At 73.3% G+C, this 15110-nt stretch carries 14 protein-coding genes; 9 read left to right on the top strand and 5 right to left on the bottom strand.

Translation table 11 applies throughout. The annotated features are described in order from the left end of the window. The first annotated feature begins 112 nt into the window (after positions 1 to 112). Positions 113 to 904: a maleylpyruvate isomerase family mycothiol-dependent enzyme gene (locus HII36_RS46580; RefSeq protein WP_173529790.1), complete on the top strand. Its 792-nt coding sequence runs from the start codon at positions 113 to 115 to the stop codon at positions 902 to 904. A 67-nt stretch (positions 905 to 971) separates the two neighbouring features. Continuing rightward, a complete protein-coding gene (locus HII36_RS46575; protein ID WP_173529793.1) occupies positions 972 to 2198 on the top strand; it encodes an RNA polymerase sigma factor in 1227 nt (408 codons plus the stop codon). A 15-nt stretch (positions 2199 to 2213) separates the two neighbouring features. Here HII36_RS46575 and HII36_RS46570 read toward each other — a convergent pair whose 3' ends face one another. From HII36_RS46570 to HII36_RS46560, 3 genes are all read right to left on the bottom strand, one after another. Then, positions 2214 to 3161 carry a hypothetical protein gene (locus HII36_RS46570; RefSeq protein WP_173529789.1) on the bottom strand — a complete coding sequence of 316 codons (948 nt, stop codon included), beginning with the start codon at positions 3159 to 3161 and terminating at the stop codon, positions 2214 to 2216. A gap of 244 nt (positions 3162 to 3405) precedes the next feature. Further along, positions 3406 to 4857, bottom strand: a complete 1452-nt coding sequence (locus HII36_RS46565; RefSeq protein WP_173529788.1) for an MFS transporter — start codon at positions 4855 to 4857, stop codon at positions 3406 to 3408. 75 nt (positions 4858 to 4932) lie between these two features. Continuing rightward, a complete protein-coding gene (locus HII36_RS46560) occupies positions 4933 to 5400 on the bottom strand; it encodes a hypothetical protein (protein WP_173529787.1) in 468 nt (155 codons plus the stop codon). An 83-nt stretch (positions 5401 to 5483) separates the two neighbouring features. Between HII36_RS46560 and HII36_RS46555 the strand changes: the two genes are divergently transcribed. Then, entirely contained in the window at positions 5484 to 6224 is a 741-nt protein-coding gene (locus HII36_RS46555; RefSeq protein ID WP_173529786.1) for a GNAT family N-acetyltransferase, read from the top strand. A gap of 11 nt (positions 6225 to 6235) precedes the next feature. On the opposite strand, the gene HII36_RS46550 is transcribed toward HII36_RS46555, so the two are convergent. Beyond that, entirely contained in the window at positions 6236 to 6838 is a 603-nt protein-coding gene (locus HII36_RS46550) for a hypothetical protein (RefSeq protein ID WP_173529785.1), read from the bottom strand. 111 nt (positions 6839 to 6949) lie between these two features. On the opposite strand from HII36_RS46550, the gene HII36_RS46545 reads away from it, so the two are divergent. Beyond that, entirely contained in the window at positions 6950 to 7744 is a 795-nt protein-coding gene (locus HII36_RS46545) for an inositol monophosphatase family protein (RefSeq protein WP_217370812.1), read from the top strand. Positions 7745 to 7750: 6 nt separating this feature from the next. Here HII36_RS46545 and HII36_RS46535 read toward each other — a convergent pair whose 3' ends face one another. Beyond that, positions 7751 to 10621 carry a pyridoxamine 5'-phosphate oxidase family protein gene (locus HII36_RS46535; RefSeq protein WP_328808205.1) on the bottom strand — a complete coding sequence of 957 codons (2871 nt, stop codon included), beginning with the start codon at positions 10619 to 10621 and terminating at the stop codon, positions 7751 to 7753. Positions 10622 to 10837: 216 nt separating this feature from the next. Here HII36_RS46535 and HII36_RS46530 point away from each other — a divergent pair, with 216 nt between their 5' ends. The 5 genes from HII36_RS46530 to HII36_RS46510 all read left to right on the top strand — a co-directional run. Continuing rightward, positions 10838 to 11845: an ABC transporter substrate-binding protein gene (locus HII36_RS46530; protein ID WP_173529783.1), complete on the top strand. Its 1008-nt coding sequence runs from the start codon at positions 10838 to 10840 to the stop codon at positions 11843 to 11845. Next, positions 11842 to 12675 (top strand): ABC transporter ATP-binding protein, encoded by an 834-nt coding sequence (locus HII36_RS46525; RefSeq protein WP_173529782.1) that lies wholly within the window; start codon positions 11842 to 11844, stop codon positions 12673 to 12675. The genes HII36_RS46530 and HII36_RS46525 overlap by 4 nt, the downstream gene beginning before the upstream one ends. Next, the gene (locus HII36_RS46520; protein WP_173529781.1) at positions 12668 to 13558 is read left to right on the top strand and encodes an ABC transporter permease; all 891 of its coding nucleotides are present in this window, start codon (positions 12668 to 12670) and stop codon (positions 13556 to 13558) included. The genes HII36_RS46525 and HII36_RS46520 overlap by 8 nt, the downstream gene beginning before the upstream one ends. Further along, complete coding sequence (locus HII36_RS46515; protein ID WP_328808204.1) at positions 13555 to 14916, top strand: LLM class flavin-dependent oxidoreductase; 1362 nt, start codon at positions 13555 to 13557, stop codon at positions 14914 to 14916. The genes HII36_RS46520 and HII36_RS46515 overlap by 4 nt, the downstream gene beginning before the upstream one ends. Then, the coding region (locus HII36_RS46510) for a hypothetical protein (protein WP_407940876.1) at positions 14913 to 15110 on the top strand (198 nt) is incomplete at its 3' end. The genes HII36_RS46515 and HII36_RS46510, both read left to right, overlap by 4 nt.

The raw sequence follows: 15110 nt of genomic DNA, 5'->3' as shown, positions 1-15110 counted from the left end.
CCCTACGACGCCCCACCCGCGCCACCACCGCCGACCGCCCCGCCTCGCCGGGTGGGGCGAGCGGCGGCGATATCCGGGTGCGGGGCCGCGCCGGGTGGGGAAGAGTGGCGGCATGGACTTCGTAGCGGCGTTCCACCAGGAGGTCACCGCGTTCGAGTCGGCGCTGCGCCGGGCGGTGGCGGAAGGCGCGGCGCCGCCGGTGCCGACGTGTCCGGGCTGGTCGGTGGCCGACCTGGCCGCGCACCTGGGCGGCGTGCACCGGGGCGTGGCCGCCGTGATCGCCGGCGGCCGTGCCACGTGGCCCGACCCGTCCGCCGACCCCGGCTTCCTGGGCCTGCCCGACGACCTCGACGGCTGGCCGGCCCCGGAACACGCGCCCAACCTCGGGCCGGTGCCCGCCGGGTTCGCCGACTGGTTCGCCCAGGGCGCGGCCGAACTGGAGTCGCTGTTCGCCGCGCACGACCCGGGCGACCCGGCGTGGACGTGGTCGCGGGAGCAGAACGTCGGCTTCTGGCTGCGCATGCAGACGATCGAGGCGGCCGTGCACCGCTGGGACGCCGAGCACGCGTTCGGCGCCGCGGCCCCGATCGAGCCCGCGCTGGCCAGGGACGCCATCGGGCAGACGTTCGAGGTGATGGCCCCGGCCAGGCGCGCCTGGCGGCAGGCCCCGCCAGGCGCGGGCGAACGATACTGGTGGCGCGAGAAGGACGGCCCCGGCGCCTGGACGGTCCGCTTCGACGGCGACGAGGTCAGCCTCACCACCGGCCCGGGCGACGTCGAAGTGGCCGGCCCGGCCTCGGACCTGATGTTGTTCCTGTGGGGGCGCGTCCCGGCCGACCGTCTGGACGTCACGGGCGAACGCGACCTGCTCGACCGCTATTTCACCCTGGTTCCACCGGTTTGAGAACCGTCCGCCGCACTGGAATCCCAGGTCCGTAGAGATCGTCAAAGCACGTGCCAGGAGCGTGATGATGGTAGACGCCGAGCTCGAAAGCCTGCTGCGGCGGCTCGCGCCGCAGGTGCTCGGCGCGGTGGTGCGGCGGTTCGGGCACTTCGACACGGCCGAGGACGCGGTCCAGGAGGCCCTGCTGGCCGCCGCGCTGCGCTGGCCGGGCGACGGCGTCCCCGACGACCCGCGCGCCTGGCTGATCACCGTCGCCGCGCGCCGCCTCACCGACCTGCTGCGCGGCGAGCAGGCCAGGCGCAGGCGCGAAGACGTCGTGGCCGGGTGGCGACCGGCCGGGCAGTGGCCGGACAGCGCGGCGTCCGGCGCCGACGACACGCTGATCCTGCTGTTCATGTGCTGCCACCCGGCGCTGTCCGCAGCCTCGCAGATCGCGCTCACGCTGCGCGCGGTCGGCGGGCTCACCACCGCCGAGATCGCCCGCGCCTTCCTGGTGCCGGAAGCCACGATGACCCGCCGCATCACCCGCGCCAAGCAGCGCGTCAAGGACAGCGGCGCCGATTTCGCCCCGCCGCCGCCCGCCGAGCGGGCCGCCAGGCTCGCCGCGGTCCTGCACGTCCTGTATCTGATCTTCAACGAGGGGTACGCCTCCACCTCCGGCCCCGACCTGCAGCGCAGCGAGCTGTCCGGCGAGGCGATCAGGCTGACCGGGCTGGTGTACCGGCTGCTGCCCGACGACGGCGAGGTGGCCGGGCTGCTGGCGCTCATGCTGCTCACCGACGCCCGCCGCCCGGCACGCACCGGCCCGGACGGCTCACTCGTCCCGATGGCCGAGCAGGACCGCGGCCGATGGAACGCCGAGCAGATCGCCGAGGGAGTCGCGCTCATCAGCGCCGTCCTGCCGCGCGGCCAGGCCGGTCCCTACCAGCTCCAGGCCGCGATCGCGGCGATACACGACGAGGCGCCGAGCGCCGAGGAGACCGACTGGCCGCAGATCACCGCGCTGTACGAGCTGCTGATCAGCCTGTCGGACAACCCCGTGGTGCGGCTGAACCACGCGGTCGCGCTGTCCATGGCCCGCGGCCCGCGGGCCGGGCTCGCCCTCCTCGACGACCTGGCCGCCGACGACAGGATCGCCGGCGACCACCGGCTGCCCGCCGTCCGCGCGCACCTGCTGGAGATGGCCGGCGACCCGGCCGCCGCCCGCGCCTGCTACCTGGAGGCGGCCGGACGCACGATGAGCCTGCCCCAGCAGCGCTACCTGAACGACCGGGCGTCCCGCCTGGACGCCTGACGATCGCGATCACACTCACGGATCGGCCAGGTACGGCGCGGGATCCAGGACGCGGCGCAGCTCCACCGTCTCGACCGGGTGCCCGCGCCCCCGCAGCGTGATCGTGTACCCGGGCAGCTCGGACCTGGCCACCCAGTGATCGCCCGCCGCCGTGTGGTCGAACGCCAGCGGCTCGCCGTCGACCGGGATCGTGACCCGCGTCCACGGCGGGTCCGGCTGGGACAGGAGCACGGCCCAGGGCCGGGGGCCGGCGTCGCGTTTCGGCATGGCGTCCGTCCACATGCGCTCCACCAGCCGCCGCGCCTCGTCCGGGTGGCGCTGGTTGCCCACACCGACGGTCAGCAGGGGTCCGCTCTCGTCGCGCGGGTCGCCGTGGCCGAGCTGGTACTCGGCCGTGCCAGGCGCGCCGAGGCTCCGGCCCTGCGACCATCCGCCCAGGTGGCGGGGGCCGGGCCAGGAGGCGGGCAGGCCGTACAGGGGGAAGGGCGCGGCGCGGAGCGCGCGGTCCATCTCCACCCGATGCCGGCGTCGGCGCCGCTCGTCATCCTGGACGATCACGTCGAGCAGCTCGTCGCGCAACGACCGGAACGCCAGCGGCGACCGGACCGCACCGGCCAGGAGGACCAGCCACAGCCCGGCCACCGTGACGAGCGGGAACGGCCACCACGGCAGCCCCCACAACACCTGCGCGGCGATCCCGGCGAGCGTGGCGACCAGGGCGGGCACGAGGTAGGTGACCGGCGACGGACTGAACCTGCGCCGCCGGAGCAGCACGTTCACCACCCCGGCCACGACGAGCACCGGCGCCCGCCGGCGGGCGACGGGTCGCGGCTGCGGGTACATCAGGCCGGGGCTGACCGGCCGGCCGCAGTCGCGGCAGGCTCCCCGCTCGTACCGCCACCGGCCGCCGTGGGTGAGCCAGCGGCGGGCGGCCATGAGCCAGGGCGCCCGGGTTACGGCCACGTCCGTGGACCCGCAAAGGCGACACTCCCACACAAGCACGACATCCCTCCCGTCCTCGACCTACCGCCAGCCTGGCCCATGACCCGCCTCCCGACCAGCCACCCCACGGCCACCCTTCCGGGAGGTGCGCCGCCTCGCGTGGTGTGACACCTCTGGGATGTGGGGGTGCTCGGCGGGTGTGCGTTGCAGGAGCCGTCACCCGAAGGACCCGCACCCGCGCACCGCACAGCCCGGCGCATGGTGGTCAGTGCACGTGGGGGCCGGCCGTCAGGTGTGGGCGGCCGGGTGGGATCAGGGCCAGGGACAGCAGCGCGCTGACCGCCGCCGCGACCGCCGCCACCGTGAACGCGGTCCCGAACCCGGCGCCGGTGCCCGCCTCGATGCCGGCGGCGGCCACGGTGGAGACGACCGCGACGCCGACGGAGCCGCCGACCTCGTGGAAGGTGTTGACCACGCCCGAGGCGAGCCCGGCCTCGGAGTGGGCGACGAAGCCGAGCGCGGTCGTGGTGGCCGCGACGAACACGCCGCCCAGCCCGAAGGCCGCCACCACGAACCCGGCCAGTACGTACCAGGTGGACAACCCGCCCAGCGGCAGCAGCCACGACCCGGCAGCGGCCAGGCCGAGCCCGATGGCGGCGACCGGCCGGGCGCCGGCCTTGCCCACCAACCGGCCGCCCAGGTGCGCGCCCACCCCGGTGGCGATCGCGACGGGCAGGAACATCAGTCCCGTCTCCAGCGCGCTGAGCCCGCCCGGGCCCTGCAGGAGCATCGAGCCGAGGAAGAAGAACGCGATCAGCAACGCGGTGGCGACCAGCATCAGGAACGCCCCGGCCGCGACCGGCCTGCGCCCCAGCATGCGTACGTCCATCAGCGGCGCCCGGACGATCCGCTCGGCCACGGCGAACCCGGCGTACAGCACGATCGCGCCACCCAGGGACAGCAGCGTGACGGTACCGCCCCAGCCGGATTCGCCCGCCGCGACCAGCCCGAAGATGAGCGCGCCGGTGGCGGTGGTGACCAGCAGCGCACCGAGCACGTCGACGCGCCGCCGGCCGTCCCCGCTGCCACTGCCACTGCCCGACTGGGCCCCGCCGTGCCCGCGCGGGACGGTCAGCGGGATCGCGGCCAGCACCGCCACCCCCACCGGGACGTTCACGAAGAACACCCACGTCCAGCCGGGCCCGGCCGTCAGCAGCCCGCCGAACAGGACGCCCGTGGCCGACCCGGTGCCGCCCAGCGCCGCCCACACGCCCAGCGCCTTGGTGCGTTCAGCCCCGTGGAAGGTCGTGGTGACGATGGCCAGCGCGGACGGCGACAGCAACGCCGCACCGACGCCCTGCGCCACCCGTCCGGCGATGAGCACGCCGCCGTCCGGGGCGAGCCCGGTGACCAGGGACGCCAGCGTGAACACGGCGAGCCCGCCCATCAGCACCCGCCGGGCGCCGAACAGGTCGGCCAGCCGGCCGCCGAGCAGCATCAGCCCGCCGAAGCACAGCGTGTAGGCGGCCACCACCCAGGTCAGCGACTCCCGGCCGAGACCGAGGTCGGCGCCGATGCTGGGCAGGGCCACGTTCACCACGGTGACGTCGAGGATGAGCATGAACTGGGCGGCGGACAGCAGCGCCAGCGCGGCCCAGCGGCGCGGCGGCGGGGTGCCGGGCGGCGCCGCGTGCGCGGCCGTGACGGGGTGACCCATGGTTCCTCCAAAACTCGTACACGCATGTTCGGGTTAGATGCTACATCTAACCCGAACATGTGTGTACGAGATAATTCAGAAGGCGCCCAGCGCGTCCGCGTAGTAGGTCGAACCGGCCAGGTGGAAGGCGATCTGGCGGAACGTCCAGCCGTGACCGGGCGAGTGGTCGAGCTGGTCCGGGGTGAGGGCGTTCAGCCGGACCGTCCAGATCCGGCCCAGCCTGGTCAGGCGGCTGCGGGCCTCGTCCAGGTCCTCCTCGGTGAACGGGGCCAGGTCCGCGGCCGTGGTGACGAGCGAGGCGTGCCAGCGGTCGGGGATCGGGTCCACGCCCGCCAGCCTGGACTCGATCTCGGCCAGGTGGTCGACCAGGTGGTCGGCGGTCCGCCTGATCGACTTGTGCGGGGTGTAGACGCGGTCGTCCACGGGGCGGGGATGGCCGTCCCAGGCGGTCCAGGTGGCGGCCAGGCGCAGGACGTGGTCGATCATCGCGGTCACGACCTCGGCCGGGTCGCGGTCGTCCGTCTTCGGGGTGTCGTCGCTCATGTGACCGACCCTAGGAACGGGAAACTTGGCCCGGGAGCGAAGTGTGCCGGTGATCAGGACGTTCTCATATGATCCGGTTCGTGATGAACGATGCTGTTCAGGATGTCGCCGGATTGACGCTCGCCGTGCGGAACGCGGCCACCATGTGGACCGTGCTCGCCCAGACCCGCGGGCACGAGCTGATCAGGCGTCCCGGCTACCTCGCCGTGAACGCCCCGGAGCCCGCCGGGCTGCGCGTGCTCATGCTGAGCGCGGAACCGTCCGGCGAGGAGCTGGCCGAGGTGCACGAGCTGGTACGGCGGCGGGCCGGCGACCGGCTGCTGGTCGAGGACTCCTTCGCCGCGCTCGACCTGGGCGCGCTCGGGCTGACGGCCAGGCAGCTGCCCGTCATGATCCGCCGGTCCGGCGCCGAGCTCCCGCCGCCGTCGCTGAAGGTGACCAGGGTCGACGGCGAGCGGGACCTGGAGATCGCCGAGCACGTGGTGGTGCACGGGTTCCCGCTCGAACCCTTCCAGCCCTACCGGCCGCGCCAGGTGTTCCCGCCGAGCATGCTCGCGCGCGAGGAGGTCGCACTGTACCTGACCGGCCAGGACGGCACGCCGTTCGGCGCGTGCCTGACCGTCGCCGACGGCGCCGCGTCCGGCCTGTACTGGGTGACCACGCTGCTCGAGCACCGCTCGCGCGGCGTCGGGCGCGCGCTCATGCACGGCGTGCTGGCCCGCCTCGGCGACCTGCCCGTGACGCTGTCGGCGGCCAAGGCGGGCAAGCCGCTGTACGACTCGCTCGGCTTCTCGACGGTCTCGGTGGCCAACTGGTGGTCGTGAGCCGTGAGCCGTCAGCCGGCGGCGGCCGCCGCCTCGGCGCGCTCCTTGACGGTCACCAGGTGCCTGCGGGTCAGCAGGAAGTCGCCCACCTCCGTCGCCGCCAGGTGCACGGTGCCGCGCACGCCGGGCTCCGCCCGGGTGCGCAGCCGGTAGACCAGCCGGGTGCCGCCGTCGTCGTCGGCGTGCAGCGCGATCGAGCAGCTCGTGGTCGCCTCCGCGTCGCGCGCGACCAGCACCAGGACGTGCGGCGCCTCGACCCGCTCCACCACGAACCCGCCGGCCTCGCCCGACAGCGTCTCACCGACCTTGACGTCACGAGGCCCGGCGCCGGTGCTGTCAGCGGACGAGGACTCGGCGCCGCTCGTGCCGCCGGATCCCGTCCTGCTGTAGCCGCCCAGGTGCAGCAGCCACGGCCAGACCGCGGCCGGCGGCGCCGCGATCGCGATGGCGCGCGTGGCCTGGAGCTGGGCGTAGCGGACGAGGTCGTCCCCGGCCATCTCGGCGTGCACCTCCCGGTCGGTGGCACCCCAGCGCAGGTGCCACGGCCGGACGGCGAGCAGGTACCCGGCCGCCGCGCCCGCGGCCAGGTTGATGAGGTTACGCGGTCTGATCATCGCTGAACTCCTTCGTCTCATCGTGCGGGACCCCAGTCTCCAGCCCCGGCGGCGGTCGCGACAGCCCGTGCGGCCGATCTCCTCTCGAACCCGGACGATAGGGTGGTGATCATGCGGATCGACGACGTCACCGACATCCTGCGGGAGGCCGCGCACACGGTGGTGCTGCCCAGGTTCCGCGATCTGACGGCGGGCGAGGTGTCGGAGAAGTCGCCGGGCGAGGTGGTCACCGTCGTCGACCGCGAGGCCGAGGAGCTGATCACCCGGCGGCTGCGCGGCCTGCTCGACGTCCCGGTGGTGGGGGAGGAGGCGGTCGCCGCCGACCCTGGCCTGGTCGGCGCGCTGTCCGAGGCCCCGGCCGCGTGGCTGGTCGACCCGCTCGACGGCACCGCCAACTTCGTCGCGGGCAGCCCCGACTACGCCGTCATGGCCGCGCTGGTCAGGGATGGCGAGACCGTGGCCGCGTGGATCGTCCAGCCCGGCGAGGACCGCGCCTACGTGGCGGAACGGGGGTCCGGCGCGTGGCGCGACGGCGTCAGGGTGCGCCGCGAGCCCGCCCCCGACGACCCGACCAAGCTGCGCGGCGCCGCGCTGACCCGCTTCCTCACCCCCGCCGACCGGGCCAGGGTCGAGGCCGCCGCGCCCGGGTTCGCCGCGCTCGGCCCCGGCGCGCGGTGCGCGGGCACCGACTATCCGCGCCTGGCCGACGGGGAACTCGACTTCGTGTTGTTCCACCGGCTGCTGCCCTGGGACCACGCCCCGGGCACGCTGCTGCTCACCGAGGCCGGCGGCGTGGCCGGGCATCTCGACGGGGTCACGTACCTGCCGACCACCACGAAGGTCGGGCTGCTGGACGCCGCCGACCCCGGCTGCTGGGAACGCGTGCGCGCGCTGCTGACCGGCTGAGCGCGCTCACAGGCCGTGGATGCGCCGGCCGGTGATCCGGTCGGGCACGATGCGGATGTGCAGGGTGCGCTCGCCGCCCGCCCACGGCGTGACGTCGGAGCCGGGCGCCTCGCCGGGCGTCAGATGGTGCGCGGGCCCCTGGACGAGCACGCTCCAGCCCTCCCGCCTGGCCTCGTCTATGCGGTCGACCTCGAACGCGATCTTGATCTCCACGCCGGTGACGCCGCTGCGCAGGTCCTGGTCCATCGGCCCGCCGGCGGCGGTGCGGAACACGACGGCGCCGTCGTGCAGCGTGTAGTTGACCGGCAGCACGGTCGGCCCGTGCGAGCCGTTGAACGCCACCCGCCCGATCCCGCCCGGCGCGATCAGCCGCAGGCACTCCCCGGGATCGAGCGTCTCCAGCGACGGGTGCGCCATCGCCGGCCCGCGCCCCGGCGGCCGGTCCGCGCCCGCGCCGAGCAGGTCGTCCACCGTGGTCTCCAGCGCGTCCGCCAGCCGGTACAGCACGCTGCTGCCCGGCGATTCCGCGTGCTCCTCCAGGTGGCGGACGTAGCCGGGCGAGGTGCACGCGCGCTCGGCCACCTGCTCGTGGCTCAGGCCCAGCCGCTCGCGGTGGTGGATGAGGCGGCGTCCGAGGTCGCCGGTGCCTGTCATGATCGGTCCTCCCTGGGTGAAGACGTGCTGGACGGTCCCGTCGATGCGGGCCTGCCGGTGGTCGGCGTCGATGAACAGCCGCCTGCCGCGGAAGCGGACGGGCATCGAGAGCACGCCGAGCCGGTCGGGCAGCAGCGGGTTCAGCCGCAGCCCGCCCGGGTGCAGTTCCAGTCCCAGGTAGCAGCGCTGGAGGAGATCGAGGGTGCCGCCCATCGCGCCGAGGTGGATGCCTTCAGCGGTGGTGCCGTGCTGGACGTCCTCGATGTCGCTGTGCAGGGCCTCGGTGAAGAAGCGCCAGGACTGGGCGCGGTCGGAGCGGGCCAGCACCCAGGCGTGGACGACGGCGCTGAGGGTGGAGCCGTGGCTGGTGCGGTCCAGGTAGTAGGCGATCGTGCGGGGGATGAGGTCGGGTTCGGCCGGGTAGCCGAGCCGGTGCAGCAGGTCGCGCAGTTCGTCGGAGGTGAGCAGGTAGAACAGCATGAGCGTGTCGGCCTGTTTGGAGGCGCGGTAGCGGTTGACGTCGTCGCCGTCGGCCTCCAGCGCCCGGTCCAGGCGGCGCACGCCCCGGTAGCGGTCCCAGTCGAGTTCGGCCAGGTCGGCGTAGCCGGTGAACTGGCTGATCACGCCGTCGTGGAAGTCGACGCGCATGCGGCGGGTGATGTCGTCCCACCGCCGGGCCTCCTCGGGACGGGCGAGGCTGAGGTCGAGTGCGTGGCGCAGCAGCCAGACGGTCATGAGGTTGGTGTAGGCGTTGTTGTCCAGGCCGGGGGAGCGGGCGCCGGGGTAGGCGGTGTGGTATTCGTCGGGGCCCATGACGCCGCGGATCTCGTAGCGGTCCCCGACGCGTTCGGCCAGGGAGGCGAAGAAGCGGGCGATCTCGGTCAGCAGCTCGGCGCACCAGGCCGGCAGCACGCCGGTGGCCAGGTGGTGGTGCCTGATGTTGTAGGCGATGGCCAGGCCGACGTGCCGCTGCAGGTGGGAATGGTCGGGCAGCCAGCGGCCCGAGGCCGGGTTGAGATGCAGGGTCTGGGTCTCCTCGCGGCCGTCGCTGCCGCTCTGCCAGGGGAACATCGCGCCGTCGTGCCCGGCCGCGCGGGCGGCGGCCCGGGCTTCGGGCAGGCGACGCCAGCGGTAACGCAGCAGGCCGCGGGCGATGTCGGGGAAGCGCAGGTTCAGCCAGGGCAGCACGAACAGCTCGTCCCAGAACACGTGCCCCCGGTACGCCTCCCCGTGCAGCCCCCTGGCCGGGACGCCCACGTCGAGGTCGGCGGTGTGCGGCGAGAGGGTCTGCAGCAGGTGGAAGACGTGCAGGCGGACCAGCCGCGACAGCTCCGGCGCGGCCACGTCCAGGCTCGCCTGCCGCCACAGCCGCTCCCAGGCCGCCGCGTGCGCGGCCAGCAGCCCGTCGAAGCCCGGCACCGGCCGCAGCCGGCGCAGCGCGGCCGAGCGCGGGTCGTCGATCGCGTGGTCGCGTGAGGTCACCAGCGCCACCACCTTGGTCAGCGTCACCGGCTCGCCCTCGCCCAGGTCCAGCACGTGGCCGGTGCCGATCCTGTCCGGCGTGCGGCGCACGTCCGAGGCCGGGTGGTCGACGCGGACGGCCAGCGCGGCGGTGACGCGCGAGGCCCGGGTGGTCGCGGTCAGCCAGGCCAGGCCGTCGTGGACGCCGGTCTCCTGCCAGGTGAGGTGGTCGCCGCGCAGGTCGCGGTAGCGGGACACGCCCCGGTTGGCGACCCGGCCGTCCAGCTCGGCACGCACGCGGAGCTCGCCCGACCAGTTCTCGGCGGTGAACGTGGTCTCCAGCGCGGCCAGCCACGGATCGGCCATCGAGACCAGGCGGCGCTGGCGTACCCGGGTGATCCTGCCGTGCTCGTCGCGCCAGCGCAGGTCGCGGTGTAGCACGCCGTGGCGCAGGTCCAGATCGTGCCGGTAGCCGAGAAGGTCGGCCCGCTCGGGACGGAACCGGTCCGCGCCCGGCGTGGCGAACGTCAGCGGCAGCCAGTCGGGCAGGTTGACCAGATCCTCGTTCGTCACGGTACGCCCGGCCACCGGCGAGGACAGGCGGTCGTAGACGCCGGCGGCGTAGGTGCCGGGCGTGCGCGGATCGCCGTCCGGCGTCGCGCCGCGGCTGGCGAAGCGGCCGTTGCCCAGCGTGCACAGGGCCTCGCGGAGCCCCTCCGCCGCCGGGTCGAAGCCCTCGAAGGACAGGATCCAGGCGTTCATCGTCTTGGAGCTACCCAGTCTTGGAGCCACCGAATTTCATGGAAAACCAGTAGGGAATATTGACTTCAGGTTCCGGGTCTCGTACGTTCGTGGTCATGAGCCAGGGCCTTTACCTGACCAGGCGCCCGCACGTGGACTTCGGCCACGTCGCCAGCGCCCAGTGTCGTTGATCACCGCCCCCTGACGACCTCTTTCCTTCTCCAGAGGGATCTTTCAGTGATCAACATCAGACATGCAGTCATCGTCCTCACGGCGACCCTCCTGGCCGGCTGCGGCACGGCCCGAGGCGCGGCGGGAACCGAGGTGAAGGAGCTGCGCTACCAGGGCAACGCCGGCCTCGTCACCTATCCCGAACTGGCCGAGGAGCTCGGCTACCTCGGCGACGTCAAGCTCAAGTGGGTCGGCAACACCACCTCGGGACCCCAGGACATCCAGTCGGCCGCCACTGGGCAGACCGACTTCGGCGGCGCGTTCAACGGCGCCGTCGTCAAGCTCAAGGCCGCCAACGCGCCGATCAAGGCCGTGATCGGCTACTACGGCGCCGACCGGCGCAACTTCAACGGCTACTACGTCACGGCGGACAGCCCGATCAGAACCGCACGCGACCTCATCGGCAAGAAGATCGGCGTCAACACGCTCGGGGCGCACCACGAGGCCGTCATCAAGGAGTACCTCAAGCGCGCCGGGCTGACACCGGAGGAGATCCGGCAGGTCCAGCTCGTCGTCATCCCGCCGGTCAACACCGAGCAGGCGCTGCGCCAGGGCCAGCTCGACGTCGGCACCCTCGGGGGCGTGCTCAAGGACAAGGCGCTGGAACGTGGCGGGCTGCGGCCCTTGTTCACCGACGTGGAGCTGTTCGGGCCGTTCACCGCGGGCACGGTCGTGCTGCGCGAGGACTTCATCGCCAGGAACCCCGGCACCACCAGGACGTTCGTGACCGCGTTCGCCAAGGCCGTGCACTGGGCGCAGACCCGGCCGCGGGCCGAGGTGGTGGCCACGTTCGAGCGGATCATCGCCAAACGCGGACGCAACGAGAGCGCCGAGACCGTCCGCTACTGGCAGAGCACCGGCATCGCCGGTCGCGGCGGCGTGATCGCCGAGCCGGAGTTCGGTACCTGGATCGACTGGCTGGAACGCGAAGGCGAGCTCGAACCCGGCCGGATCAAGGCCGCCGACCTGTACACCAACGCGTTCAACCCCTACGCGAACGGGAGCGGCTCATGACCGCCGTCACCTCCGTCACCGCCCTGGCCAAGATCTCCATCCGGGGTGTGAGCAAGACGTTCCACGTCCGGGACGCGGCGGCGCCCTTCACCGCGCTGAGCGGCATCGACCTCGACGTCCGCGAGGGCGAGTTCCTCACGCTCGTCGGCCCCAGCGGCTGCGGCAAGTCCACACTCCTCGACCTGATCGCCGGGCTGACCGAGCCGAGCGCCGGCGAGATCCGCATCGGCGGCGCCCCGATCGAGGGTCCGGGGCTCGACCGGGGCATCGTCTTCCAGCAGTACGCGCTGTTCCCGTGGCGTACCGCGCTGGCCAACGTGGAGTTCGGCCTGGAGGCGAAGGCGGTGCCCAGGCGGGAGCGCGCCGAACGGGCGCGGCACTACCTCGACCTGGTCGGGCTCGGCGGGTTCGAGCAGCGCTACCCGCACGAGCTGTCCGGCGGCATGCGCCAGCGGGTGGCCATCGCCCGCAGCCTCGCCTTCGACCCCGACGTGCTGCTCATGGACGAGCCGTTCGCCGCGCTGGACGCCCAGACCCGCGAATCGCTGCAGGAGGAGCTGCTGCGCGTGTGGGAGAAGACCGGCAAGACCGTCGTGTTCATCACGCACGGCATCGACGAGGCCGTCTACCTGGGGCAGCGCGTCGCGGTGATGACCTCGCGGCCAGGACGCGTCAAGGAGGTGGTGGCGGTGGACTTCGACTCACGTGAGGGGGATCTGCGGGCGGGCCCGCGGTTCGGCGAGTACCGCCACCACGTGTGGACCCTGCTGCGCGACGAGGTCGCCGCGGCCCAGGCGCAGGAGCGGAAGGCGGCGATCTCGCATGACTGACACCGCGCTGGACCGGCGCGAGCCGGGCGACGTGCACTGGTACGACCTGCCCGACGACGACGCCGCTCCCGACGGCGGCCCGAGGGCCGGGCTGTCCGTGGTCGCCGTGCCGCGATGGCGGCGGGCCCGCGCGCTGGCCCGCTCGGCCGTCACCAAGTCCGCGGCGATCGTGCTGCTGCTGGCCGCCTGGGAGGCGCTGCCCAGGCTCGGCGTGGTCGACCCGGTGTTCGTGCCGCCGCTCTCGCAGGACCTGGCCGCCTGGGCCGACCTGCTGGTCAGCGGGCAACTGGCCGAGCACCTGGGCGCCTCGCTGGGCCGCTCGGCGGCCGGGTTCGGGCTGGCCGTCGCGCTGGCCATCCCGCTCGGGCTGCTGATCGGCTGGTACCGGCCGGTCGCCGACCTCCTCACGCCGCTGCTCGAACTGTTCCGCAACACCTCGGCGGTGGCCCTGCTGCCGGTCTTCACGCTGATCCTGGGCATCGGCGAGCCGACCAAGATCACGTTCGTGCTGTACGCGTGCTCCTGGCCGATCCTGCTCAACACGATCAGCGGCGTGAAGTCCGTCGAGCCGCTGCTCATCAAGTCCGCCAGGAGCATGGGCCTGGGCCCGGTCCGGCTGTTTCAGAAGGTGATCCTGCCGGCCGCCGTGCCCGCCGTCTTCACCGGCGTCCGGCTGGCCGGCGCGTACTCGATCCTCGTCCTGCTGTTCGCCGAGATGGTCGGGGCCAAGGCCGGGCTCGGCTACCTCATCCTGGACACCCAGTCCAGCTTCCGCATCCCCGAGATGTACGCCGGGATCATCACGATCTCCGCGCTCGGCCTGCTGTTCAACCTGCTGCTGATCGGCGTCGAGCGCCGCTTCTCCACCTGGAGGACCCCGTGACGAGAAACCCCGCGACGAGGAAGCTCAGGCTCAACGCCTTCCTCATGGGCGTCGGCCACCACGAGGCGGCCTGGCGGCACCCGCGCACCGAGCCGGCCAGGCTCACCGACGTACGCCACTACCAGGAGCTGGCCAGGATCGCCGAACGCGGCACGCTCGACTCGGTCTTCCTGGCCGACGGGGTGGCGCTGCAGGGCGACGTCCGGCACAACGCGCTGGGCGGGCTCGAACCGCTCACCCTGCTCTCCGCGCTGGCCGCGGTCACCGACCACGTCGGGCTGATCGCCACCGTGTCGACCACGTACAACGAGCCGTACCACGTGGCGCGCAAGTTCGCCTCGCTGGACCACATCAGCGGCGGGCGGGCCGGCTGGAACATCGTCACCTCGGCAGGGGAGGCCGAGGCACGCAACTTCGGCGTCGAACGGCCCGCCCACGCCCGCCGCTACGCCAGGGCCGGCGAGTTCCTGGAGGTCGTCACCAAGCTCTGGGACAGCTGGGAGGACGACGCCGTGCTCGGCGACCGGGCCGGCGGGAACTACGCCGACACCGGCAAGATCCACCCGATCGAGCACGCGGGCGAGCACTTCGCCGTGCACGGCCCGCTGAACACCTCACGCCCGCCGCAGGGGCATCCGCTGCTGGTGCAGGCCGGCTCGTCGGAGGACGGCAAGGAGTTCGCCGCCCGCCACGCCGAGGCCGTCTTCACCGCCCAGCAGACCCTGCGCGACGGGCAGGAGTTCTACGCCGACCTGAAGTCCCGCCTGGCCAGGCACGGCCGCGCGCCGTCGGAACTGCTGGTGCTGCCGGGCATCTCGCCCGTCATCGGCTCGACCGAGCGCGAGGCGCTGCGGCTGGAGAAGGAGCTCGAAGAGCTCATCATCCCCGCCTACGGGCTGTCGCAGCTGTCGCACCTGACCGGCATCGAGCTCGGCGAGGACGCGCTGGACCTGCCGCTGCCCGACATCCCCGTCGAGACCGAGGGCGCGCAGAGCCGCCGCAGGCTCGTCGTGGAGCTGGCCAGGCGCGAGGCGCTGACGGTCAGGGGGCTGCTGGCCAGGCTGGCCGGCGGGCGCGGCCACCGCGTGGTCGCGGGCACGCCCGAGCAGATCGCCGACGAACTGCAGGAATGGTTCCTCTACGGAGCCGCGGACGGATTCAACATCATGCCGCCGATCCTGCCCTCGGGACTGTCGGACTTCGTCGACCACGTGGTGCCTGAACTGCGGATCAGGGGGCTGTTCAGACACGAGTACGAGGGGCGCACGCTGCGCGAGAACTACGGCCTGGCCAGGCCGCGCTCACGCTACGCGGCCACCCCCGCCGGGCGGGAACGGCTGGCGGCGGTGGCGGGATGAGCATCGTCGCACTGGTCGGCAACCCCCGCGAGGGATCGCGCACGCTGGACGCGGCCGTCACGGCCGCCCACACACTCAGCCGGAGACTCGCCCACTCCGACGACCACGCCCTCGTGCCCAGCCGCGGCAGCGGGCCCGCCTGGGGGGACGGGCCCGTCTGGGGGGACGGGCCGGGCCGCAGGCTGGCTCTTATA

It is taken from the genome of Nonomuraea antri (assembly GCF_013283785.1).
GTDB lineage: Bacteria > Actinomycetota > Actinomycetes > Streptosporangiales > Streptosporangiaceae > Nonomuraea > Nonomuraea antri.
Note: the sequence above shows the minus strand (reverse complement) of the source record. Positions and strands in the feature narration are given on the sequence as shown.